We start from the raw sequence: 25,482 nt of genomic DNA, 5'->3' as shown, positions 1-25,482 counted from the left end.
AAATAAAATTTATCTATTCAGGATAGAAACACAAATTTGAATTAATAAATTCCTTACTTATCAAATAGATATTATCCTTATATAAATTTGTGTCTTTAAAAACCTTATTAAGATGTCAAGAATTTTAATCATTGGTGCAGGAGGTGTGGGCCGTGTGGTCGCCTACAAATGTGCGCAAAACCCAGAAGTATTTACGGACATTTGGATGGCCAGTCGAACCAAATCTAAATGTGATCAAATAGCAAAAGATATTGATTCAGATCTCAATATCAATATTACCACGGCACAAGTTGATGCAGACAACGTTCCGGAGTTAGTTGTTTTAATCAACAAAATCAAGCCCAAACTACTCATCAATGTGGCTCTTCCCTATCAGGATCTTACTATTATGGATGCCTGTTTGGAAACTGGGGTTCACTATTTAGACACCGCTAATTACGAACCTAAGGATGAAGCCAAATTTGAATATAAGTGGCAATGGGCCTATCAAGATCGATTTAAAGAAGCTGGCCTTACCGCCGTTCTAGGTTGTGGATTTGACCCCGGTGTAACAAGCATCTATACTGCATACGCTGCCAAGCATCATTTTGATGAAATTCAATACCTGGACATTGTTGACTGTAATGGCGGTGATCATGGTAAAGCATTCGCCACAAATTTCAACCCTGAAATCAACATTCGTGAAATCACTCAGAATGGACGGTATTGGGAAAACGGAGATTGGGTAGAGACGAAACCATTTGAAATCAAAAAAGAATTAAACTACCCTAACATTGGCACAAGAGACTCTTATGTACTCTACCATGAAGAACTAGAGTCACTCACTAAAAACTTCCCTAGTTTAAAAAGAGCAAGATTTTGGATGACATTTGGCCAAGAGTATTTGACTCATTTAAGAGTAATTCAAAATATTGGCATGGCTTCTATAGAGCCTATCAAGTACAAAGGAGTAGATATCGTTCCCTTGCAATTTTTGAAGGAAACCTTACCTGACCCAGGTAGCTTAGGAGACAACTACGAAGGAGAAACTTCAATCGGTTGCAGAATTAAAGGCTTGAAGGATGGAAAAGAAACCACCTACTATGTTTACAATAACTGTAAGCACCAAGAGGCATTCAATGAAACGGGAGCTCAGGGCGTGTCATATACCACTGGAGTTCCAGCTATGATCGGCGCGATGATGGTTTTGACCGGTGAATGGACTGGCGCTGGCGTATTCAATGTAGAAGAGTTCAACCCTGATCCATTCATGGAAAAGCTGAATACTGAAGGACTGCCTTGGCATGAACAACACAACATTGATTTGGAAGTAGAGTAATGCAAAAAAACATTCCTTCTCCTTGTTTTGTTCTTGACGAGCAAAAACTAGAAAACAACCTGAGTTTGATCAAATCTGTATCGGATCAGGCTCAGGTTGAAATCATCCTTGCATTCAAAGGCTTTGCCATGTGGAGTGCATTTCCAACGGTACGGAAATATATTTCTGGAGCTACTGCCAGTTCTGTTCATGAAATGATGCTCTGCAATGAATATATGCAGACCAAATCTCATACTTATGCGGTAGCTTATAAGGACAGTGAAATAGATGAAATTCTTGCAGGAAGTAGTCATATCACGTTCAACTCCATCAATCAATTAGAACGTTTCGGTCCCAAGGCTAAAGCAAGTAGTGTATCAGTAGGACTAAGAATTAATCCTGAATATTCCGATGTGGAGACCGATTTGTACAATCCCTCCTCACCTACTTCAAGGCTGGGGGTAAAAACAGACGCTTTAGCCCTAGAAATTCCTGACTACGTTGAAGGCCTTCATTTTCATGTATTATGCGAATCAGATTCTAAAGCCCTGGAGCAGACACTCAAATCAGTAGAAGAAAGATTTGGACATTTGCTACCCCAAATCAAATGGCTCAATATGGGTGGCGGACATCTGATGACCAGAAAAAACTATGATACAGATCATTTGATCAAAGTCCTTAAGGAATTCAAAGTCAAGCATAACTTACACCTGATTCTTGAACCAGGCAGTGCCTTTGCCTGGGAAACCGGATCGTTAAAAACCACAGTACTAGATATTGTTGACAACGGAGGAGTTAAAACGGCCATTATTGATGCTTCTTTCACTTGCCATATGCCCGATTGTTTGGAGATGCCGTACAGACCTAATTTAGCGAAAGGATATACTGACGCGAAAAAAGGCAAACACCAATATCGACTTGGTGGGGTAAGCTGCCTTGCCGGTGACTTTTTGGAGGCCTATTCTTTTGATCAACCGTTAGCTATAGGAGATGAAATTGAATTTCTTGACATGATACACTATACCATGGTTAAGACTAGTACCTTCAATGGGGTTCAACATCCAGCAATTGGAATCAAAAGAAAAGATGACTCTTTTGACTTGATAAAAACATTTGATTATTCAGATTACAAAAATAGACTTTCCTGATTAGTGCTGGATGATGATTTTTCTTACTATAGCGTTAGCCCCTTTGTAAACTTTCAAAAAGTAGATGCCATTTTGAACGTTTGAAATCAGCAATTCGCGAGATCGATCCATCACCAATACTTTGCCGGATAAATCCAGCAACTCATAATAATCAAAGTCTCCTTGAAGGGTCAACTTCTCATTGGCAGGATTGGGATAAATGACTACTTCAGGCTTTGGCTCATCAACTGAAGTTACAACATAGTCCGAATCAGCAAAAACGGGTCGAATCATAATCATACCCTCTACTTTGTTATTAGGCTCCCATTCATCTTCTGTGTTCACAAAAATTTTCTGCGTACCAAGTAGACTATTATTATCCAACCCAATACCTATATAGTCATTAGTAAACTGTTGAAACCCAATATAAAACTCACCTGAAACTATAACAGGGGCATCTAAAACAAAGCGATCAAATTGATTCAACTGAGCACCACCTGGTATGATATAGGTTTGTTCACGCAAAACGCTAGATGGTTCTCCTGAAAGATCCTTAAGTACCGAGAGCAAAATCTCCTCCCCTGAGGAAGAAGGATTGAGCTGAGGAAAATAGATATCGATGTAAGTGATCGTGTCAGCAATTGGTATATTATAATGTATAGCCAACTGAGATCTATTTTTATTCAACCCTGCCGCATATTCTGCACTACCGTCATCATAAGCCAATGCCTCGTGGATTTCAAAATATGACCTTATGGTATCATTAAGTCGATAATTGTATTCATCGTCAGTCAGATATGTAATTACTTCAGCACCTTCTGGTCCGTCAATAGATTTGATAAAATATCCATCCGTTGTAGAAGAAAATATCAATTCCGTTTCAATGAACAACGAGTCATATCCCAAAAAATACGAATCATTCAATGCAGGTATAAAGTTGGTATTTCGGCCATTCGCTGGTAAAGAGAAATTATCGTCCGTATCGTTGAGGTAAAACAAAGTGGCATTGAAAGCTGCACTGTCTGTATTGGGGTAATCGTAATTCGTTAATGTGTACTCAAACTCTACGGGATGCACTTTATTCTCTAATGTGGCAAAGTCGAATGAAATCTCATGGTAAATAGTATCTGGAAAGTCGAACAAAAGATCATATGGAATCATGGTATACTCACTGAAAATTGGAGTTGGTGCTTCTGTGACTGCTCGATCTACAAGCGACTCGTTGATTGGAGATCGATCCTGATTAAGGTAAACATAGTCTATATGCCACGCATCATAGGGGCCTAAACTATTGCCAACAGATACAAATCTGAATTGAAAACCTGAATGAAAATAATCGTCATGATTTATTTGGATAGATTCCTTCATGAAGGAATCAAACCTATTATCGGCAACTCCTAACAATGTAAGTTCTTCATTCCATGAGCCTTTTTTATCCAAAAATTGCAACATCAAAAAATCACGCTGTTCTGGCACTTCACCCAACCCTTCCATCTGCCAATAAAAGGATAACCAAACAGAATCGCGTTTATCTGGCTTTACAGCTTCCAAATCGATGGGCTGAGAGGTCAATACATCTACTGTATCACTTCCTACTCCACCTGGGTTATGAGGGTTACCAAACAAATCGTTCCCATCGAATGAAGCCACATTAACTGTTGGCGCTACTTTACCTAAAGTGCCATTTATCACCGCTCCTGTATTGCTTTCCCAAAGCGTGGAATCGGCTGCGGTTTTTGAGAAAGAAAAATCATCCCAGAATGGCAAGTTCACAGTATCCCTCGTCGCCGTTATTCTAGCTCCACTGGAAGTCGCTAACGAATTAGAAGCTCGGTTGATGGGTCTAATATGAAGCTGAGCAAAGCTGACCGTATCCAAGCTCAACATCATTAATATTACCACGCTCCAGACTGCTAATTTCATAATATTCTTAACGAAGAATTTATTCAATATTTTATGATATACATCTTATTCAGAGACCAAATCCAAAGTAGGCACATCTTCTACCGCAGACGAATCTACTTCTACTATCCACAAATCTATCTCCTGACCAATCCGCGCAATCCTTTTTGCATTTGGTGCATGCTTAAATACTCTACCAGGACGAGCTTCAATCGCTTCAACTGTTATATCACCATTGGAATCTTCCTTCTCTTTCATGATTTTACCTTCCTTCTCATAAAATACGTCTCCCAACTTCAATCCATAACCGCGCATCACAAACACCGCTTCATCTAAAACCATATCGGTTAAATTCAGCATTTGAAAGGTTTGATTCCCTAAGCCATCCCCTACTTCAAAGTCAATTTTTGATCCTTTTGGAATTTCATCACCTGCATTTAACTTTTTCCCTTGATAATACTGACCAAGTATCGTATTTAATGCAAAATCAGGCCTATATCTGATTTCTCCTAAAAACAACCCTAGACTACGTAACTCTAATTGGGCATTTTTTAACGACCGTTGTATCAAGGACGGCATCTTAACCACGGGAGGCTTTGATGAGTTTAGGGTAATGTAGATTTTCCGTCCTTCTTTTACCTTGGCATTCGGTAAGGGAAACTGTTTCAATACAGTGAGTGGAGGAAATTTGGGTGAATACCCAGAGTCTGGTTCAATTTCATACCTCAGATCTCTTTCTTCTAAAAACTCTCCTAAATCCTCAAGTAAAATCCCTTCAAGATTCGGCACAGTCATACTCTCTCCATGATTAGTGGTAAAAGGAAGATAGATGTAAAACACAAACAGCAAAATCGCTATAGATGTTGCAGCCGCCAATCCAATATGTACTAATAAGTCTTTCTTCGAAGCTCCAGTTTTACTCATTTCTTTCTTTCAGTCAGTGACGCGGCAAATTACATGGAATCATTGAAAAAATTAAATAAATGAGTGCTATAAAAAGTCAATTGAAAGAATGTTAACTTAAATCTCTTCTTATATACATTTGCTTCCAATATGGAGAACAAAATCAAAGTAGGCATCTTGTTTGGTGGCAAATCAGCCGAACATGAGATCTCGCTGAGATCAGCAAAAAATGTAATCGAGGCCCTCAATAAGGACAAATATGAGCCGGTGTTAATTGGAATTGACAAAAGTGGTCAGTGGCTTTACAATGAACAGACTTCCCTCATTCTTCATGCTGATGATATTGAAAAAATAAGCCTTAATACAAATAGTGATAGTGTTTCACTCATCCCTCAAAGTGAAGGGCTACTCTCCGGGGCTAATCAAAAGGTGGATGTAGTATTTCCAATTCTTCATGGACCAATGGGAGAAGATGGTACCATTCAAGGGTTGCTCAAGTTAGCCAACATACCCTTTGTAGGCGCCGGTGTCTTAGGCTCTGCTGTTGGCATGGATAAGGATGTAATGAAACGTTTGCTTAGAGATGCTGGATTACCTATTGGTAAATATATTACTATCCGTTCTCATCAGGATCGACCTACTTTTGATAGCATTACCAAACAGCTAGGCTTGCCTTGTTTTGTAAAGCCTGCAAACTTAGGGTCCTCTGTAGGCATCAACAGAGTGGACAATGAAGAGCAGTACCATCAAGCACTCGACGAAGCCTTTTCATTTGATCATAAGGTAATCATCGAAGAATTCATTGAAGGTCGAGAAATCGAATGTGCGGTATTGGGTAATGAAAATCCAAAGGCTTCTATACCAGGTGAGATATCCTTTACACATAGCTTCTACTCTTATGAAGCCAAATATCTGGATGATCAAGGATATAAAATTGATATTCCGGCACAGATCACTGACGAGCAGATAATAGCCGTGCAAAAAATGGCTATTGATACATTTCAGACACTAGAATGTGAAGGATTTGCGAGAGTAGATGTATTCTTAACCAAAGACGGTAGACTACTTGTCAACGAGATAAACACTATTCCAGGGTTCACACAAATTAGCATGTATCCCAAGCTTTGGGAGGCCTCAGGCATTCCATATTCTGATTTGATTGATCAGTTATTGCAATTGGCTATTGCGAGATTCGTAAAAGAAAAGCAGATCAAGAGCTCGGTTTAAGCTACTGATGAATGATTATTTTATTGGACAAGTTAGTAAAATCACCAATGGCTTGAAGAATATACATGCCATTGTTAGTACTCTGGATATGATCAATTCGATAAACTTGGTTCAATGTGTTTGGAAATGATTGTTCTGCAATCACATCTCCATCCAAGCTCATTATTCTTAGCAAGATTTCCTCTTTGATGTTAAAGTTAAATTTGACTTCAATATAATCCGTAGCAGGATTAGGGAAGGCTCTCATAGATTCAGTAATTACAATTTGATTTTCGTCTGCAGAAACATAGAACTCAATGTTATCCAAATACAAATTATTACCATTCTGATTAGTTACTACAAAAGCAAGTCTAACTTCCTGATCACCAACCAAGTCACTGAGATCTACAAATTCATTCCTCCAATCCTCAGTAGTCACTGGTGACCAAGCCGATTCGCTCTGGGCGATAGCCAAAGCACTACCTTTTTTGTTATAAACTTCAATTGGATATACTCTGCCACAATTGGTCGATGCCAAAATCTGTAATTGATCATTTCTATCTGATTTATTCGCATAGGAAACATCGAAAGTCATTGAGGCCTCTTCCGTTGCTGAAAAATCGAGAATGGGACTCACAAACCAATTTTCCACACCCAATTCATCAATATCATAGCCCATAAAACTAAGCGCATAGTTACTTACATTTTCTTCCCTGAATTCTGAAATGGTCCAATCCGTAGGTGCGTCTGATCGCCAGTAATACCAGCCGGAGCCTTCTAGGGTTTTAGCAAACTTCTGACGAACAGGTATTACTTCAGACAATGTATCTATTTCAAAATACACCGTTTGAAAATTATTACTCTTGTCCTGATCTACTTCTCCGTTAGGTCGTTCGATTACCACGTCCATTTGATACTTATTATTTTCTAAATTATAAGATTCAATCTCAACCACTTCAGTCTTGCCCGGTAATAAATTCAGATCTGAATTGACATTGACAGAATTGGATCTAGAACCAAATTCATAATTCACTGAAAATGATGTTATAACCTGAGAACCAAAGTTTTTCACTTGAACGTTCATTACAATATCTTCTTCACAGGTTACCATGGGCAATGACTCTACTGCAGTAATTCCAATATCGTATTCATTAGCTGCACTTGAGTAAATTTGTATATCATCTAAATACAAGTTATTCCCTCCTCCGTTACTTCCTACGAATGCTATTACAACCTCTTTGGTTGAAAATTCCCCGAAGTTTATATCAATTTCGACCCAATCAGCTTGATCTGCAGGAACAAATAATGAGTTGGTAGCAGGTGAGGTACTTAATTCTGCCCCTATCTTTTGAAACAAAATGTTATCCTGTGGAAAAGTAGCTCCACAATCTGTAGACACCATAACAGTCAAAGCGTCACTTAAATTTGTATCATGATTCGCATAAGCATACTTAAATTTCAAATCAGCGGTAGGTAGCTCTGTAAGGTCAAGTACAGGGCTCAATAGGTAATCTAATTCTCCAAACGACCCTCCTGGAGCACCATAATAACTTAGCATAGCTGCTTTATTTTCTATAGTAGCATTCGGTGCAGTCGCAAAACCCCAAGCGGGTGGATTCAAATTACTATTCTTCATTTTCCACAACTCTGCAATTGACTCCTCTGTACCTTCATAATCTTCGGTCAAAGGAGCAATTTGAATTGAAGGAAAAAATGTACTAACGGACTCACAATCATTATCTGCATTACCATCTATTCCTCCGTTAACAGACAGAATTTTTATTGAAATTTCCTCAACATTTTTGGAGATAGATATCTCGGACAAATCAACGAAAATCGATTGAAGAGGAATTAATGTTTCTACATAAGAATCGGTGATTTGTACTTCTCCATCCAAAAGCAGTTCAATTGAAAAACTAGATATATTATTACTCCCATAGTTTCTCACCTCTACCTGTGGAGAAAGTTCTAAACTACAATTGCCAAATGTGGGAGATATTACAGAACGTATCCCCAAATCATTGGCTACCTGAATTGCCTCTTGCGCACCTGAACTACTGAGTAGTTCTTTTCTTCGAGGGCTATTCTCCAATACAGTTCTCATACGATCACCTTGACAATTGGTAAATAGATTCATGCACTCATCGTCAGTATAATCCATGTAATTTTGAAACATGTCAATAGTAGAACAAGAGGTTTGACTTACATCTGGACATCCAGAGCTACTACTTCCTTGAACCGGCGTATCAGTGCAAAAATCATCTACACTACAGCCTCCATCTCCCCAAATATGACGAAGTCCTAACCAGTGCCCTACTTCATGCACTAGGGTTCGTCCTTTCGAAAAATCATCTGCATTGAACCCTGTGCCAAAATACTCATAATCTACATATACACCGTCTATCAATCGGTTAAGGTTGGGGTCTTCATCCATACCAGGTTCATTCGATACTGGAAACTTTGCGAATCCAAGCAATCCTCCACTCATATGTGCCACCCAAATGTTGAGATATTCTTCTGCAGGCCAGTAGCTATTAGCAGCTAATTCTTTTGCTTGACTTATCGAGTAGAAATCTTGATTGCCAACGACTCTTACCACTCCGCTAGTTGGCAACCCTTCTGGATCCCTCTTAGCCAAAACAAATTCCAACTTCACATCCGCAGCAGCATCTTCAAACTCAGCTGGCGTATTCACCCGATCGGCATTCATTCTCCGGAAGTCTTCATTCAGCGTGTTGATTTGAGATGTTATTTGTCCCATGGGGATGTTTCCTCCAGTCCCTTCGGGTTCACTTGCTTGATGAACTACATGAACGACAACCGGAATTTCATAGAGGGTCTCACTCGTGGTAACCGCTGCTCTATTTTGTTTGATTATCTGCTTTTGGAAAATTTCTTGTTTCAACCAATTCTCGAATTGAATCTTTTGCTCTTGCTGATCCATCGAAGATTTTGACTCATTGAAAAGCATAGTACCACATCTATCCTGTGCAATAGACAAGTGACAACCCGCAACTAATACAAAAAGGAATATGAATTTCAATCTGAAATGTGGTTTAAATCCCAAATACCATTTTGAATGAACGAAGAGAACTTGAATAAATTGGGAGGTTAGGTATGGAAATGTATTAGTTGACCGATGCAACATTCACAGCATTAATGGCTTTCACTTCTGGGGCAACGCGCTTTACCGCTTCCTCAATTCCTGCCTTCATAGTCATAGGAGACATTGGACACGCCTCACAAGCACCTAAAAGCTCAACTTGAACGACATAATCATCATCGATATCAAGCAACTTCACATCACCTCCATCAGCTTCTAAATAGGGTCTGATGTTGTTTATCGCCTGATCAATTCTAGCTAAAAGCTCTTGTTTTTTGTCTGCTTCCATAGGGTCAATGACTTATATACGGTAAATTTAGTTCATTTGAACAATCTTTGTCTTTTCTTTTGAGGCATTTCTTATAGCCACTTGTCTGGCCACACTTTGTGCCAACTCATTAAAAGCATCCTCTGTGATTCCTTCTTTCATGACTGCCGGGTAACCGCTGTCTCCACTCTCACGAATAGACTGCACGATCGGAATCTCTCCCAAGAAGGGAATCTCATACTTTTCAGCCATCTTCTTTCCCCCTTCTTTACCAAACAAATAGTATTTGTTGTCCGGCAACTCCTCAGGTGTGAAATAAGCCATATTCTCTACCACTCCTAGCAAGGGCACATTGATTTGTGGTTGTTTGAACATCGACAGTCCTTTCTGCGCATCTGCAATGGCTACTTTCTGTGGTGTTGTCACGATTACAGCACCAGTCACAGGTACAGATTGAACTAGCGTCAAATGAATATCACTCGTCCCAGGAGGCAGGTCAATCAACAAATAATCTAATTCGCCCCATTTCACGTCGCTAATAAATTGCTTCAATGCGGAACTGGCCATGGGTCCACGCCAAATAATGGCATTGTCTTTTGGTGTAAGGAAACCAATAGAAAGCAGCTTCACTCCATATTTCTCAATGGGAATCAACATGTTCTTTCCGTTTTCCTCCACCATACTTGGCTGTTCATGCTCGCAATCAAACATGGTAGGCATCGATGGGCCGAATATATCCGCGTCGATAATTCCAACACTCGCGCCAGATTTGGCTAAAGCCACGGCCAAATTGGCCGTCACCGTAGATTTACCAACACCACCTTTCCCCGAAGCGACGGCGATGATATTCTTTACATTTGGTAAAATCATTGACTTACTTCTGATACTTGTCACATCAGAAGTCATATCAATATTCACTTTCAAACCGTTTAAAATTGGTTCCAGCGCCTTCAAACAGTCATTCTTAATCACTTCCTTCAATGGACAGGCTGGAGTGGTAAGTACCACAGAGAAGCTCAGTGCCTCGTCAGTGATTTCAATTTTTTGAATCATACCCAGCGTGACCAAATCCTTTTTAAGATCCGGATCCTGAACCTTACTCAACGCCTGCAATACTTCCTTTTCTGTGATTTTCAAGATTAAAAATGGCTTGTTCTACAATTTTTTTGCAAGTTAAAGGATATCCCTGTTTTGTATCACATAATCAGGCAATTTCGTTTTAGATTTGCATTTCCATACGGGCAAAAACAAAATCCTTACATTTAGTTGATCAAAAGTCAAACCATAGAAGAAATCAAAAGCAGGATGGATATCTATGAGGTGGTGAGTGACTTTGTTGCCCTCAAGAAATCAGGATCGAGTTATAAAGCCCTGAGTCCTTTTACCAATGAAAAGACACCTTCTTTTATGGTGTCTCCTGCTAAAGGTATATTCAAATGCTTCAGTACAGGAAAAGGGGGTGATTCCATTTCCTTCTTGATGGAAGTGGATGGTTTGAGCTATATCGAAGCATTAAAGTATCTGGCTCAGAAATACGCCATTACTATCGAAGAAGATGAGGCGGATCCAAATTACCTTGCCGAACAAAGTATAAGAGAAAGCCTTTTCATTACGCTCAATTTCGCCAAAGATCACTTTGTTGAGAATCTTTGGAATACAAACGAAGGTAAAAGCATAGGCCTCTCCTATTTTAAGGAACGAGGATTTAGCGAGGAAACGATAAAAAGATTCGATCTTGGCTATTCACTGGATCAATGGCAAGGTCTGATAGACGCCGCCAAAAAAGCTGGCCATAAGGATGAGTTTCTTGAGCAAACAGGACTCAAAATTGTAAAAGAGGATAAGTCTTATGACCGATTCAGAGGTCGAGTTGTATTTCCCATTCACAACATCACAGGTAAGGTCATCGCCTTTGGTGCCCGAACGCTCAAATCCAACGAAAAAGGCCCAAAATATATTAATAGTCCTGAGACTGAGCTTTATACAAAGAGCAAAATCCTTTATGGCATTTTTCAGGCAAAAAACGAAATTAGAAATCAAGAAAACTGCTACCTGGTAGAAGGATACACAGATGTGGTTTCATTAAGTCAGGCAGGGATCACTAATGTAGTAGCTTCATCCGGTACTTCGCTGACAGATGACCAAATCAAACTGATTCAGCGATATACTAAAAATGTAACCGTACTGTTCGATGGAGACAAGGCTGGTATCAAAGCCTCCATGAGAGGTATTGATATGATGCTGACCGGTGGGTTAAACGTAAAAGCAGTCCCATTTCCAGAGGGAGAAGATCCAGACAGTTATTCCAAACAATTGGGTGGAGCAGCGTTTAAGGAATATTTGGATGAAAACGCACAAGATTTCATTGCTTTTAAAACAGGTATCTTCCTAAAAGATGGTGGAGACGATCCGATCAAAAAAGCGGAGAGTATTCGAGAGATTGTGCAGAGTATTTCACTGATTCCTGATCCCATTCAAAGAACGGTCTATATTCAGGAATGTAGTCGTCTAATCCATGTAGATGAAGAAACGCTCATCAGTGAGACCAATAAGCTGTTGCTGAAAAGCAGCAAGGAAAAATGGGAAGCACCTATTCATGAAGTTCCCCCGGAAGCCTATGAGCCAGAAAAGACTGAAACCAAAATCAGTCGAGATGATATCATCAAAGTGCAGGAAAGAGAAAGCATACGCATGCTGATCAACTACGGTTCGGAATTGGTTGAAGGAATAGAAGAAGGTGAAGTTTCCCTAGCCGATTACTTTATGGCAGAGTCTGAGGATATCACTTTCGAAACCCCGATCTACAACAAAATTTTAGAGATTTTCAAAGAAAACCTGGCCAAAGGTCAGATAAGTACGATCCAACAGTTTTTGGATCATGAAGACCTCGCTGTAAAACAAGCTGCGGTTGATTTGTCTACAGAGCGCTATGAAATCAGCACCAACTGGTCTGAAAAATTCCAGATTCATGTAGCTCATGAATCTCAGACATTAAAAAATTCAACTTATACTAATATCTTGCGGCTCAAATTCCGTATCATTCAAAAGATGATTGCTGAAAACATGGAAAACATCAAATCGGCAAGCGAAGAAGAGCAGATAAATAAATTTTTGAGCATCCAAGGGGATTTAAAAAGCATGGAAATGACCATTGCCAAAACCCTTGGAAATGTAACCGTGAAGTAAACCCAAAGTAATATGCTAGACCCTGTATCAGAAGCGATTGAGGCTATAAAAAATGGAGAGGTAATCATCGTTGTAGATGATGAGGACAGAGAAAACGAAGGAGATTTTATCTGTGCAGCAGAGAGCATCACCCCTGAAATTGTCAATTTCATGGCCACGCATGGTAGAGGACTAATTTGCGCGCCTTTGGTAGAAGAAAGATGCGATGAATTGGGCCTTGAACTGATGGTAGGCAAAAACACCGTCCTCCACGAAACTCCCTTTACCGTATCAGTAGACTTAATTGGCTACGGCTGTACTACAGGAATTTCTGCAAGTGATCGGTCTAAAACAATCAAAGCTTTGGTTGATCCAAACATAAAGCCTGAAGAATTAGGGAAACCTGGCCATATCTTTCCACTGAAGGCTAAAAAGGGTGGTGTACTTCGTAGGGCTGGGCACACCGAAGCAGCCATTGATTTGGCAAGATTAGCTGGTAAATTTCCAGCTGGTGTGTTGGTTGAAATTCTAAATGAGGATGGTAGCATGGCTCGTCTTCCGCAATTACGTGAAGTTGCCGATAAATTCAACCTTAAACTCATCTCCATTAAAGATTTGATTGCTTATCGAATGGAGAAAGAATCTTTGATCGAAAGGGAAATCAAAGTAGATATGCCAACTGAGTGGGGTAACTTCAAGATGACTGCCTACAAGCAAATCAGTACTGGAGAACACCACCTAGCCTTGGTAAAAGGTGATTGGGATCCTAAAGAACCAGTCATGGTCCGTGTACATTCTTCTTGTTTGACTGGAGATATTTTCGGATCGTGTCGATGCGATTGTGGAGAACAATTGCACAACGCTATGACCATGGTAGAAAAAGAGGGCAAAGGTGTCATAGTCTATATGAATCAAGAAGGAAGAGGTATTGGCTTATTAAACAAGTTGAAAGCCTATAAGCTTCAAGAGGAAGGATTGGATACTGTAGAGGCTAATGAAAAATTAGGTTTTCAGGGAGATCATAGAGACTATGGTGTTGGTGCTCAGATTCTACATGATCTTGGAGTAGAAAAAATCAAACTAATTACTAACAATCCAACAAAAAGAGTGGGATTGATGGGATATGGCCTGGAAATTGTAGAAAATATTCCTATTGAAGTGGACCCCAACGTTCACAACAAAAAATATCTCGAAACTAAGCGAGATAAAATGGGTCATAGTATATTAAGGAATGGTTAAAAAGGTTTTCGCGTATTTTGTATTCACAACTCTTGTGCTTACTGCTAATGCACAAGAATTTTCTTCTCGCATGTTTCATAAAGGTTGGCTGGTGACAGAAGACCAAGATACTGTGCGAGGAGATGTAAAATACGATATGGAAACCAATGCTGTTCAGGTGGTCGTAGCAGACGAGAAGGTTCAAACCTACAGCAGCAAAAAAATCTTATACTTTGAAATCTATGACAATATATTAAAGACCTATCGTCAATTTTATGCCATCCCCTATCAGGTAGAATCAAATTATAAGGTTCCTGTTTTATTTGAAGTATTGTATGAAGGCAAGACCTCTTTATTGGTCAGAGAAAAGATCGTAATGACAACAGACCCTTACAGTCAAGCCTATTTTAATGGACCTGCGGCCTCATCTGAAAAACTCTCTTTCACTTATTATTTTGTTGACACTGAGGGAAACATGGAGATGTATAATGGGAAGAAGAATCATTTATTTGAAATACTCAGTAAAAACTCCAATCAGGTAAAAGAATACGTCAAAGCGAACAAACTCAAAACTGACGAAATGCGAGACATTGTTCGTATCACTGCTTTTTATAATTCTCTTTAGACGTACTTAGAAATAAGTATTTTTAGACGATTCTCTTACTCCCCTAGCTATTTAAGCTTCTTTTCTATTTACTTTTAAACTTTGACTTAAGTAAGTCAGTCGTAAACTTTAAAATAAAAATAGCTATGAAATTAAGCGCTCTGTTTTCAATTCTTACCTTATCCTTATTTGTATTTAGCTGCGGAGGCGACGACGACAACGATGATCCATTTGCGGGAGTACCTAGCAGTGAAATAGTTGACATTGATTTAAGAGATGCCACTCTTTCTGGCTCTGCCAGTTCTTCAGGAAGAGGTGCAGCTGTCGGGCAAAAGTGGTGGACTCAAAAGGTTAGCAAAATTGACTTGTCAGGTGAATGCGGCGATAATGAAAGTCAAGAAATCACAGATGGTTATTATTATGGTTTCTACCCTTCTGGCGAATATTTTGCAAAAAGTGGTAAAAGTGGTACTCCTGCGCGAGTGGGTAGTTGGCAATGGGAAGATGATGATACGAAAGACGCCATTATCATCAGCAGTGTGGTTTTCACCTTGAGAGGATTGAACTCTGATGAATTAATCATTGCAAGTGATCAAAGTCAGGCTTCTTGTACTGTGATTACCTGGGAGCAATTCAACAACCCATACGAAGAATAATTTTTGAAAAATGATTAAGCAAAAAAGGAGAGCCAAATAGCTCTCTTTTTTTGTGATCAACAATTTCTTATTTCAAAAATGCTACCGACAAAGTAGCTACATCATTTGGTACATAAGGTGACAAATCAGATAAGTCGGTAAACTCCGAAGAAAAGCCTTCTGGCACATTTTCACCTGCTCCAAGAAAACCAGATGTTTTATCAAAGTATGCCGGTGGTACGGCGTTGGTCAAATAGGCGTCAATCAAATTCTGATCTGTGATTCCTATACTTTTTATTTCCGCATCAAAAACGGCATATATCGAATAGTCATCCATTACATCTGCAGTTTCGACTGTGGACAGTGGTAGTGCCACCTCAGCGACAGCAATATCATTTGCATCATCTGCTCTAGCTATAAAGGCATAGTTTCTATCCACTGCTAAATCTGCATTTACCAACTCCAAGTTCGGATGATTTGAATTGCCAAACACTTCATAAATATCTCCTTCCTTCACCACGGTCATTTTCAACTTGTTCAATTCTTCGTGATTTGGAAATCCATCGATAGTTACCGTCATGGTCTGCTGTGCATTATCACTAGACTCTTCATAATCCAAGCGATAGAACGTATCAATAAACTCCTCTCCTTCCAATCTATTGATATAATAGGGATTTAAAATGGCAGTTCCTTTTACAGGGTTACTATTCCAAACCACCTGCAAAGCCAAACTTCCGTCTTCATCTTCTACTATCATTTCATGTGCATAGTTCACTCCTCCATACGACACACCGTCACTAAAAATGAATGTCTTAGATCTACCATCTTCATCACTTTCTATCGTGAAAGTTTCCACATTGACAATGTGTGCCACTCCAACCACAGTTACTATTTTCTGTAATACCATGGCAGCTTCTTCTCCCACGTAAATAAATTCTCTTAGCGCACCATAAATAGTATTTCCTGAAACGGACTCACTAGTATTCTTTAAGCGCCCGGCGCTTAACCCTGCTGAATTACTAAGCGTGCTGGGTATGTCCACAGTAAACGTTTCTGGAAATTCTGCAACTACATTCTCTTTAGCTTCTTCCTCAATACATGACCACATAAAAACAGTCAAAATCAAAAGCAAACTGACATTTCTCACAATTATTAATTTTAATAGGTATCTTTTTACAAATAATTAAAACTTTTCTGATGTCACCTTCATCATAATACCGAAACGCATAATTAACCGATTAAGTATTTATGAGTACCGCGACATTGCTAGACATTGCGATGAATCATTCGGAGAACATCATTGATCGTGCCAAACTTGGTGACAAGGGAGCATTTAATAAGCTGGTGAGTCTCTGGCACAAGAGAATTTATAATTTTTCTCTTAAATATTTCAATGATCATGATCTGGCAACGGAGGCAACACAAAAAACCTTTATAAAGGTATTTGACCATTTGGGGCAATTGAAAGAAATTGAAAAATTCAAGTCCTGGATATATGTCATTGCTTTGAACCAGTGCCGTGAAGAAGATCGAAAATTCGGCCGATTATCCAAAATGTTTATTTCTTCAGATGAGGTCAGCGAGGTTAAATACAAACAAGAACAAACCAGTAGCCCCGAATCCGATTATGTCAAATCAGAAATGAGCGACATAGTCACCGAAGCAATCAACGAATTGGGTGAAGAGCAAAAAGCGGTTTTGATTATGAAGGAATATGAAGGGTTGAAATTTAGAGAAATCGCAGAAATATTGAACGTTTCAGAAAATACGGTGAAATCAAGATTGTATTACGGATTGAGCCACTTGAAAAAAATATTAGAAAAGAGTAGAGCATTTAATGAATCATACCATGATGGAAAATAAAATTGATGAGGCAAAGATCATCGACTATTTGTATGGTGAATTGCCTAAAGAGGAGATCAAAGAAGTAGAAAGCTTACTGGAAGAGCACCCAGAGCTTAAGGCAGAGATGCAGAGTATGCAGGCCACTAGACATGCGCTCGGCACACTTGAGGACAAGGAGATCATCCCCCCCACTTTTGTTTTTAATGAAGGTCAACAATCTATTTCCTTCTTTCAGTCAGAGGCCTTTAGATGGGTAGGCTCAATAGCTGCAGGTTTGAGTTTATTATTGATATCAGCTGCGTTATTGAATTTCAACATCTCGAATTCTGCCCAAGGATTGCAAATTGGGTTTGGGGAACTTACGCCCTTGCCAGACGAAGAATTAAACAAGGAAAATGTAAAAGCCTGGATGAGCGAGGTAATGGATGACTACGAATCTACTACAGATCAAAAAATTGCTGCTGTTCAAACGCAATTGACTTCCGAAATGGAAAACCAAGATCAGAAGAACATAGCACTGATGACAAGTATGATGAAAAGCCATTCAGCTGGTACTGGTCAGCTCATGCAGCAATACGTGGCACAATTGAATAATGAAAACAAGGAGATTATCCAGAACTTCTTTACAGTGTCCACTGAAAAACAAAAGAAATATGTAAAAACAGTCATGGCGGATTTCAATGAGTTTTATCAAAACCAAAGGAACTACGACATGCGTTTGATTGAGACTAGCTTGAGCAAAATACAAAACACTCAGGATGTCAAGCAATTAGAACAAGATCAATTGCTAGCCAGCCTGTATGACATGGTTAAAACTCAAAGTAAATAAGTACAAGTATGAAAATTAAGTATTTGCTAATAGCGACAATATATTCGACTCTAAGTCTTACGCTTACAGCTCAGGATATTGATCAGAGCAAAATGGATAGAGACCTGAAAATTGCGGAAGACGTGGTCTCATCACTTGTGAAAGGTGAATCCAACGATGGTCGATTTTATTCAGCCAGCCCTGAGGCTAGCTACATACCTGGCTTCGGAGTAATGATTGACATAAACAGTTCAGGTAAATTTTACTCTCATAGCTTTGACCCCTCATACAATCTCACTTTCGTCTTAGACGATGAGGATTTCCATATCGATGTGGACGATATGGTAGAACTTGAAATGCAGGCAGAAATGCTGGCCCGACAGGCAGAGGAAATTGAGCGTCAATCTGAAATTATTGAAAGAGAAAATGAAAGAATGCTTCGAGAACAGCAACGTGCCTTGGAAGAGAAAGAACGAGCGCTGGAAAGACAAATGGAGCAATTGGAAAGAAGACGCGAACGAGAAGAGGAAAGAGAAAAAGAAGAGATAAAACGAATTGAGTATCAAGAGGTCAACAGAGTAGTGATTGATAGTGATGACGAATACACCTACCGCTACTCGTACAGTAACTCTAATGATGATGACGATGACGAAGACGACAAAGGCTACAGTTACGCTACTAGAGGATATCAAAAGGATTTTGAAGACTTAAAACCGCTGTACAGACAAGTCATGGTGACTTTCCTAACAGACTATGCAGACCTCATCGGCCAACTCAACGACGATGAACAAATTATGCTCGTTACAAAAGGTGGTCCTCAGGGATTTGGTGCCGTACTCTACAACTCTTCCAACCAAGGAGGAAAATTTAGTGCCTCAACATCCAGAAGGAATATAGCAGATTTCAAAGCAGGGAGGATCTCCAGAGCAACCTTTGAAAATAGAATCAATTTCATTGAAAGTAAAGGAGAGGAAAAAGCTGCTGCAGATTTAGAATTGTTTTCAAGCATTTTTCAAAGGCTTTACAAAACAGACTTGGCCACAACATACTATACCTCATCCCCCATTTCTTATGAGAGACTAAAAAGTTTTGGCGTCATTTATAGAATGAAAATGTATTCTTCTATTTCTACAGGAAGAGACAGTTATCGAATGCCTACTCAACGAAAGAGCAATTTAACTCGTGCAGAGAGAAACAAGGCGGTGATGGATTTGTACCCGCAGTTTATCAATGATTTTAAGAAGAATGTGATAGACTATGGCAAGACAATTAAAAGTCTGGAAGCAGATGAAGCTATACTTTTTCAGATCATCCTTACAGAATGTAATAACTGTGACATTCCAAACGAAATCAATGTGTTGATAAAACAAAAAACTCTTTTGGATCTAGATGCAGGTAGGATTAGCGAAAGCCAGGCTTTAGAACAGATTCAAATAAAAGACGCTAGCTAGTCTAAATTATAATTTCAAGTATAGTCTGGGACGCCTTAAGCAAGCGTCCCTTTTTATTTATAGCACAAACATTTCTGCTGCTTGCTTATCATTATTGTCCACAGCCTTCTTTTGTAACGTGAAATCATTGGTCTTTACATCGTAGACGTACTCCTCTTTTAGCTTTTGCTTGTTTTTGGCAATATATTCGATCGCCTCTAATGCATAATCTAATTGCTTATCAGTCATGGTTGGATGTAGAGACATTCTAGCCCAACCAGGCTTCCCAGTAAGGTTTTGACTATCAATTCCATCGGTGAGTCTTTTTGACTGTGATTGATCAAGCTCAAACAAATAATGACAGTACGTACTAGCGCATGCCCATCCGCCTCTAATTTGAACTCCAAATCGGTCATTCATAATTCTGACCACAGCATTGTAGTGTATGTCATCAATATTGAATGACACCACGCCAATACGCTTGGATTCTTGCTCTCCTACAATTCGAACACCTTCGATTTGGTTCATCTTTTCAAATGCTTTGGAAACCAACTCTTCCTCTCTTCTCTCAATATTAGCGATTCCCATTTTTTCTTTGAGCTTAATCGCTAATGCCGCTCGAATCGCTTGAAGAAATCCTGGTGTACCTCCGTCTTCTTTGGCTTCGTCGTTAGAAGTAAATCCATACTCTCCCCATGGGTTTGTCCAGGTTACGTTGCCTCCACCAGGGACACATGATTTACCTGTATAAATCTTTTTGTTAAAAAGCATAACACCACATGCACCAGGCCCGCCTAAAAACTTATGAGGCGAAAAGTATATGGCGTCCAGGGCTTGAAGATCATTTTTTGGATGCATATCCATAGCCACATACGGAGCAGTAGCCGCATAGTCTACAAAACAATACCCTCCATTCTTATGCATCACTTCTGCCATTTCATGAATTGGAGTAATTACACCAGTTACATTCGACCCTGCCGTAAAGGCTCCTATTTTCAGTTTCCGATCAGCATATTTATCTATTTCAGCTTGCAGCAGATCTAGATCTATTTTCAAATCTTGTCCGGGTGGAACAATGACTACATCCGCCACAGTCTCCATCCATGAGACATGATGAGAATGATGCTCCATGTGGGTAATAAACACAATCGGCCTATCCGACTCTTCAAGCTCAGGGGTGTTTTGATGCTTGCAGAGTCCAAGAATTTGCTGAAGTCGTACAACACCTCCTGTCATACCAGATCCTGTGAGCACGAGCATGTCATTTTCAGAAGCATTTACATGTTCTCTTATTATTTGCTTCGCTTGGTTATAGGCTGTAGTCATCAGACTACCTGTTTTATTGGAATAAGAATGAGTGTTGGCTACCCATGGACCAAATTTTTTAGTAATAGCCTCTTCGATAGGTGCATACAATCTACCACTAGCTACCCAGTCGGCATATAACATATCAAAGCTACCAAAAGGCGTGTCGAATGATTGGCCGCAGCCAACGACATTTTTTCTTATCTCATCGAAATTCATTGGATCAGTGTTGTTTGGACTGCAAATTTACAAATCTACCTGAAGGAACAAATTAATTGAAACACTAAGTGTTTAGAATAAAATGAGAAGCATACTTGTCAGATAAATTTGATTAATTTACTCCACCTTTTCACCCCATATTTAAGGTTATTCGTTAATTCAATAAAATGAGACTTTTACTTTTACTGTCTTTCTTTGCTGGGATCGGTACGACAATGAGTGTAGCACAATCAACGCCAGCACTTTCCAAAATTGACAGTTTAAAATCGCTATCCATTACTTCATCGGACAGTACGCTTGTTGATATTTATAATCAAATCAGTTGGGGTTATCGAAACATCGACATTGACTCCTCTATTCATTTTGCACAGCAGGCGCTCTGGCTTTCACGCGAAATGAGTTACCTCAATGGAATTAACCACAGCCTCAATTACCTTGGGATTGCCTACAGGAATCGAAGTAATTATTCGAAGGCACTAGAATTGTTTTTTGAAGCCTTAAAATCATCTGAATACTCAAAAGATTTACAGGAGATCAGTTATACCCTTATCAATATTGGTAACATCTATATTTTTCAAACCAACTACCAAGGAGCCATAGACTATTTCCAACGTGCGTTGGAGAATGCCAAAATCATCAACGACGGCAACATCATGGCTTATTGTTATTTGAACATCGGCCGATCACTTGTTGGACTTGAACAATATTCAAAAGCCGAGGAATACTACAGACAGGCTCAAGAGCTTCGTACAAAAATGAACGACTTGGAGGGTATGGTTATCTCAAATGTGGATATGGCCGAGTTATACATTAAAACCAACCTTCCTGATAAGGCTCTAAGTCTTTTGACTGAAAACTTAATTAATGTCAAAAGACTCAATCATACCAGCACATTGAGTCTCAGCTATATCAATATAGCCCGCTGCCACATAATGAAAAATAACACTGTAAAAGCGAAAGCATTTATTCAAAAAAGCATGACACTCAATGAGGCTCATGGCTTGAAAAGCAATCAGTCGCAGGCGCTCCAGTTGTTATCCGAGATCTCAGAAAAATCAAACAACTACAATCAAGCTTTAAATTATTTCAAGCTTTATGTAGCAACCAAGGATTCCATCTTCAATGAAGAAAATACTAGAAAAATAGAATCTCTACATGCTCAATATCAAACTGAAAAAGCGGAGGTAGAAACCAAATACCTTAGAGAACAAACTCGATTGAACCAGGTGATTATTGAACGACAGCGAGCGATAATCACCCTGGCTGTTGTGGCCTGCCTTCTGTTCCTAACGGTAGCTATTATTGCTTTTTGGTCTAGCAATGAACGCAAAAAGCTTAATGCTCAGATTGAGGATCAAAAAGAAAGAGCCTACAAACACAACAATGATCTCATAGACATCAACAATGAGAAAAACAATTTGATTAGGATACTATCTCATGATTTGCGTGCTCCAATTAACAATATCAAAGGACTTACCGAAATTCACCAATCCGAACATCAAGAATTTGGTGCATCAGAAAACCACACACTCAATCTAATTAAGAGTGAATCTGATCGAATCCTTTCGATGATCAGTAAAATATTGAACGTAGAAGCTTTGAGCACAACGCCTAAAACTGCCAATAAGGAGCGGGTGAACATTGTTAAGGTAATGAATGACACAATCACTAGTTTCAATTCTACCGCTCGGGCTAAAAATATAACTATCAAAGGCGAAATCAGTGAAAAGGCATGTATCATCCTAGGCGATGATATTCACCTGCATCAGGTACTTGAAAATTTAGTTTCAAATGCGGTGAAGTTTTCCAACCCTGACACAACCATAACTTTGCAACTGAACGTAGTGGGTAAATCTGTGCAGTTAAGCGTACAAGACCAGGGACCCGGCTTAACAGAAGATGATAAAAACAAAATTTTCAAGAAGTTTCAAACCTTAAGCGCGAAACCCACAGCGAATGAAGTATCTACTGGATTAGGACTTTCTATTGTCAAAAAATACGTAGAACAGATGAATGGAAAAATCTGGTACGAAAGTGAACTAGGAGAAGGAACTAAATTCACTGTACAATTCGAATTGGCTTAATTCGGCTATTGTACCAGTAAGAATTCGTAATTATTACAAGGATTATATAGCGAAAATACAGTTAAATCTGGTTGAGAAGGCACAGGATAATAGAGTGAATAAACCTCTCCTCCACCAGTTCCAAATATCTCGTCTGTAATAGACTCCAGATTATCTCTTTCTTCTGTAGTAAGATCACAGGGGTAATAATCATCAGCAGGATCAGCGTTAGAAGTAAATTGAATCTCGACTTTGTTCTCCGTTGCGCTAAGCACATCAAATTTCCTTAGTGCTATTCTCGAATTGCCGTTGTCATCTTCATAATAAAGACCAGTAGCATACTCAGGTTGTACCAAGGAGTCAACACTGCATGAATAATAAGCACTATCACTATCTAAGTATCCATAATTAAAAGCAAATCCCGTTGCCGAAGGAAAATACTCATTGATAGAACCACTTTGAGATAAAGAAAATCCATCTGCATCAGCTACAAAAAAAACATTAACACTGTAAGGGCTATCTTCCATAGGTTGAAAATCCAAGCCCTTAATATCAAATAAAGTTTTGTACATCGTCGCATTACCCAGTCCGGTAGCCGAGCCTGTATATACCGGAGACATTGTAGCACCTCCTGAACACATAGGATCTCCAGTTTCTGAAAAATTAGTCAGGCTCATTTCTGAAAAACTGTAGCTCTTCCCTGCCAAGCTAAAACTGAAAGGATTCGATAGTACCAACTTGCCATCAAAAAAACCATAGCCAGAGGTTTGATCTAACAATACAGAATTATCATTGGAAACAATTTCAGCATTGGTCAAACCAACTGCTGCACTTCGTAGGTTGATGCTTCTTTGATCAAGGTTTACGCTCCAAAAGACAGACACATTTTGATCTGAAAGCGCAATTTGCTGAGTGGTACCCGCAAACAGTGAACTGATGGTATCATAGGCCAACATATTTTCCGACAGGTCTCTGGAAAATACATCACCGGCATTCGCTGAAGCTGGAACTAAGGATATCACCGTCGCATCTCCAGAATTGTCAGACTTACTTGCAAACTGTAAGTTGTTGCCCTCCTTCCCTACATAGTAAAATTCAAATTCAGCTCCAAAACTGGATGCGTTCTGTTCAAACAGAAAGTGAAAAACGCCGTATGTCTCAAAAATTAACTCTAAGCTCAGTTTTGTATCCAAACGATAGGCAATGGTTTGGTCAAAGAAATAATCATCGTCCCCAGGCACATCTGATTCTATATGCACAGTACCATCTTCTTCAAAATCTAAAAGAATATAAAATATACCCGACTCAGGGGTTGGTTGATAATTTAACACCCAGCCATTGGCAGGAGCTGTAAGTTCATTCTGCAGATCGCTAATAGCCCCCTCACTTCTCTCGGCCGGCGGAGTGATTTTATCTATCTCGTCACTGCAAGAAGCAACAAGAAAAATAATGATGATATAAAGTCCTTTCAATCGATTCATAGTTATCATAACCTTGATAAAGCGGATGCTCTCAAATCATCCAAATCAATACCTGTGGATTTCAAGTAATGTTCTTTAATGGAATTTAGTTTCTCCAAAATCAACTTCCTTCCGGAATTTCGATCCTCACAGCCTGCAGTAGCACAATTCTCCTCGAGTGTGATATACTCATCGAAAAAATCTGCCTCCGCCATATAAAAGGCAATAATTTCGGCAAAGTCTTCATTTGGGCTGCTTGTTCCATAAGGTGAAACAAATCCTCTTATCAACGCCTCCTCTTCGCTCACATTAAACCACGACCCCGCACTACTATATCCCGAAGCTGAGATTTCTTCAAAAGCCGTAGGGAGTTTGTCGTTTTGGTGCACGATATGTGCAAATTCATGGTAAACCGTATGTAGCTGTCTCAGAAGCCATTCTTCATCATTAACATCGATTGAATTGACATCAGTAAAGGTAATTCGAGCACCTGCATCTGCTGTTCCTAAAGTAACTGTACCATCTCCATTGTAAATCAGTCCACCTAAAAACACGATTTCGCCTGGCACATATCTTCTAAAATAAGCCTCACCACCTTCTACATCGGCGTATACATCTATCCAATACTCATCAATGAGATCCAACATTGGTCTGATTACTTCCAATTTAGGTGGAGCCACTTGTTGTCCAGGATCAACAAACTTTTCATCATATCGATAGCGAACAGCTATCCCATACTCTTGAACAAAGTTGTCATCGATGTATTTGTCCAAGTCCGTGACTGGAGCATCTACCTCTGAAACTGGTGTATCCAGTTTATCTTCTTCCAAGCAAGAGACAAGCAAAAGCACAATCAAACCAAACCGTAGTTGGACCAACCATTCGATTTGAATCTTCTCTATGTATTTAAAAATTCCTTTCATA

General features: G+C 39.3%; 20 protein-coding genes. 11 read left to right on the top strand and 9 right to left on the bottom strand.

The window, feature by feature from the left end:
* Positions 1 to 112 precede the first annotated feature (112 nt).
* Together R8N23_RS10890 and nspC are read left to right on the top strand one after the other, a co-directional pair.
* On the top strand, positions 113 to 1,318 hold the full coding sequence (locus R8N23_RS10890) for a saccharopine dehydrogenase family protein (protein WP_318171627.1): 1,206 nt from the start codon (positions 113 to 115) through the stop codon (positions 1,316 to 1,318).
* The gene (nspC, locus tag R8N23_RS10885) at positions 1,318 to 2,445 is read left to right on the top strand and encodes a carboxynorspermidine decarboxylase (protein WP_318171626.1); all 1,128 of its coding nucleotides are present in this window, start codon (positions 1,318 to 1,320) and stop codon (positions 2,443 to 2,445) included. The genes R8N23_RS10890 and nspC overlap by 1 nt, the downstream gene beginning before the upstream one ends.
* Here nspC and R8N23_RS10880 read toward each other — a convergent pair whose 3' ends face one another.
* Both R8N23_RS10880 and R8N23_RS10875 read right to left on the bottom strand, forming a co-directional pair.
* Positions 2,446 to 4,347 (bottom strand): T9SS type A sorting domain-containing protein, encoded by a 1,902-nt coding sequence (locus R8N23_RS10880; protein ID WP_318171625.1) that lies wholly within the window; start codon positions 4,345 to 4,347, stop codon positions 2,446 to 2,448.
* A 45-nt stretch (positions 4,348 to 4,392) separates the two neighbouring features.
* Positions 4,393 to 5,250 carry a PASTA domain-containing protein gene (locus tag R8N23_RS10875; protein WP_318171624.1) on the bottom strand — a complete coding sequence of 286 codons (858 nt, stop codon included), beginning with the start codon at positions 5,248 to 5,250 and terminating at the stop codon, positions 4,393 to 4,395.
* Between the two features lie 129 nt (positions 5,251 to 5,379).
* Between R8N23_RS10875 and ddlA the strand changes: the two genes are divergently transcribed.
* Positions 5,380 to 6,456 carry a D-alanine--D-alanine ligase gene (gene ddlA, locus R8N23_RS10870; protein ID WP_318171623.1) on the top strand — a complete coding sequence of 359 codons (1,077 nt, stop codon included), beginning with the start codon at positions 5,380 to 5,382 and terminating at the stop codon, positions 6,454 to 6,456.
* A 1-nt stretch (position 6,457) separates the two neighbouring features.
* Here the strand turns inward: ddlA and R8N23_RS10865 are convergent, their stop codons facing one another.
* The 3 genes from R8N23_RS10865 to R8N23_RS10855 form a co-directional block, all read right to left on the bottom strand.
* A complete protein-coding gene (locus R8N23_RS10865) occupies positions 6,458 to 9,478 on the bottom strand; it encodes a T9SS-dependent choice-of-anchor J family protein (protein WP_318171622.1) in 3,021 nt (1,006 codons plus the stop codon).
* Positions 9,479 to 9,563: 85 nt separating this feature from the next.
* Positions 9,564 to 9,827 carry a NifU family protein gene (locus R8N23_RS10860; RefSeq protein ID WP_318171621.1) on the bottom strand — a complete coding sequence of 88 codons (264 nt, stop codon included), beginning with the start codon at positions 9,825 to 9,827 and terminating at the stop codon, positions 9,564 to 9,566.
* A 27-nt stretch (positions 9,828 to 9,854) separates the two neighbouring features.
* Positions 9,855 to 10,943, bottom strand: a complete 1,089-nt coding sequence (locus R8N23_RS10855) for an Mrp/NBP35 family ATP-binding protein (protein ID WP_318171620.1) — start codon at positions 10,941 to 10,943, stop codon at positions 9,855 to 9,857.
* 129 nt (positions 10,944 to 11,072) lie between these two features.
* On the opposite strand from R8N23_RS10855, the gene dnaG reads away from it, so the two are divergent.
* The 4 genes from dnaG (at position 11,073) to R8N23_RS10835 (ending at position 15,449) form a co-directional block, all read left to right on the top strand.
* Complete coding sequence (gene dnaG, locus R8N23_RS10850) at positions 11,073 to 12,992, top strand: DNA primase (RefSeq protein WP_318171619.1); 1,920 nt, start codon at positions 11,073 to 11,075, stop codon at positions 12,990 to 12,992.
* 12 nt (positions 12,993 to 13,004) lie between these two features.
* Complete coding sequence (locus R8N23_RS10845; protein WP_318171618.1) at positions 13,005 to 14,210, top strand: bifunctional 3,4-dihydroxy-2-butanone-4-phosphate synthase/GTP cyclohydrolase II; 1,206 nt, start codon at positions 13,005 to 13,007, stop codon at positions 14,208 to 14,210.
* The gene (locus R8N23_RS10840; RefSeq protein WP_318171617.1) at positions 14,203 to 14,814 is read left to right on the top strand and encodes a hypothetical protein; all 612 of its coding nucleotides are present in this window, start codon (positions 14,203 to 14,205) and stop codon (positions 14,812 to 14,814) included. Before R8N23_RS10845 ends, R8N23_RS10840 begins: the two co-directional genes overlap by 8 nt.
* Before the next feature lie 125 nt (positions 14,815 to 14,939).
* On the top strand, positions 14,940 to 15,449 hold the full coding sequence (locus tag R8N23_RS10835; RefSeq protein ID WP_318171616.1) for a hypothetical protein: 510 nt from the start codon (positions 14,940 to 14,942) through the stop codon (positions 15,447 to 15,449).
* A 67-nt stretch (positions 15,450 to 15,516) separates the two neighbouring features.
* Here R8N23_RS10835 and R8N23_RS10830 read toward each other — a convergent pair whose 3' ends face one another.
* Positions 15,517 to 16,575 (bottom strand): hypothetical protein, encoded by a 1,059-nt coding sequence (locus R8N23_RS10830; RefSeq protein ID WP_318171615.1) that lies wholly within the window; start codon positions 16,573 to 16,575, stop codon positions 15,517 to 15,519.
* 101 nt (positions 16,576 to 16,676) lie between these two features.
* Between R8N23_RS10830 and R8N23_RS10825 the strand changes: the two genes are divergently transcribed.
* From R8N23_RS10825 to R8N23_RS10815, 3 genes are read left to right on the top strand one after another with little or no spacing between them, the layout of a single operon-like run.
* Positions 16,677 to 17,291, top strand: coding sequence for an RNA polymerase sigma factor (locus R8N23_RS10825; protein WP_318171614.1), 615 nt, complete (start codon positions 16,677 to 16,679; stop codon positions 17,289 to 17,291).
* Positions 17,278 to 18,102 carry a hypothetical protein gene (locus tag R8N23_RS10820; protein WP_318171613.1) on the top strand — a complete coding sequence of 275 codons (825 nt, stop codon included), beginning with the start codon at positions 17,278 to 17,280 and terminating at the stop codon, positions 18,100 to 18,102. Before R8N23_RS10825 ends, R8N23_RS10820 begins: the two co-directional genes overlap by 14 nt.
* Before the next feature lie 8 nt (positions 18,103 to 18,110).
* Positions 18,111 to 19,532, top strand: a complete 1,422-nt coding sequence (locus R8N23_RS10815; protein ID WP_318171612.1) for a hypothetical protein — start codon at positions 18,111 to 18,113, stop codon at positions 19,530 to 19,532.
* Between the two features lie 57 nt (positions 19,533 to 19,589).
* Here the strand turns inward: R8N23_RS10815 and R8N23_RS10810 are convergent, their stop codons facing one another.
* Positions 19,590 to 21,035, bottom strand: a complete 1,446-nt coding sequence (locus tag R8N23_RS10810) for an aminotransferase class V-fold PLP-dependent enzyme (protein WP_318171611.1) — start codon at positions 21,033 to 21,035, stop codon at positions 19,590 to 19,592.
* 167 nt (positions 21,036 to 21,202) lie between these two features.
* On the opposite strand from R8N23_RS10810, the gene R8N23_RS10805 reads away from it, so the two are divergent.
* On the top strand, positions 21,203 to 23,119 hold the full coding sequence (locus R8N23_RS10805) for a tetratricopeptide repeat-containing sensor histidine kinase (RefSeq protein WP_318171610.1): 1,917 nt from the start codon (positions 21,203 to 21,205) through the stop codon (positions 23,117 to 23,119).
* 5 nt (positions 23,120 to 23,124) lie between these two features.
* On the opposite strand, the gene R8N23_RS10800 is transcribed toward R8N23_RS10805, so the two are convergent.
* Together R8N23_RS10800 and R8N23_RS10795 are read right to left on the bottom strand one after the other, a co-directional pair.
* Entirely contained in the window at positions 23,125 to 24,579 is a 1,455-nt protein-coding gene (locus R8N23_RS10800) for a DUF4302 domain-containing protein (protein ID WP_318171609.1), read from the bottom strand.
* A 5-nt stretch (positions 24,580 to 24,584) separates the two neighbouring features.
* The gene (locus tag R8N23_RS10795) at positions 24,585 to 25,481 is read right to left on the bottom strand and encodes a substrate import-associated zinc metallohydrolase lipoprotein (RefSeq protein WP_318171608.1); all 897 of its coding nucleotides are present in this window, start codon (positions 25,479 to 25,481) and stop codon (positions 24,585 to 24,587) included.
* Position 25,482 lies beyond the last annotated feature (1 nt).

Origin of the sequence: Reichenbachiella sp. (assembly GCF_033344935.1) — a bacterium.
Taxonomy (GTDB): domain Bacteria; phylum Bacteroidota; class Bacteroidia; order Cytophagales; family Cyclobacteriaceae; genus Reichenbachiella.
The sequence above is the reverse complement of the archived record's forward strand: the minus strand, read 5'-3'. Positions and strand labels throughout refer to the sequence as shown.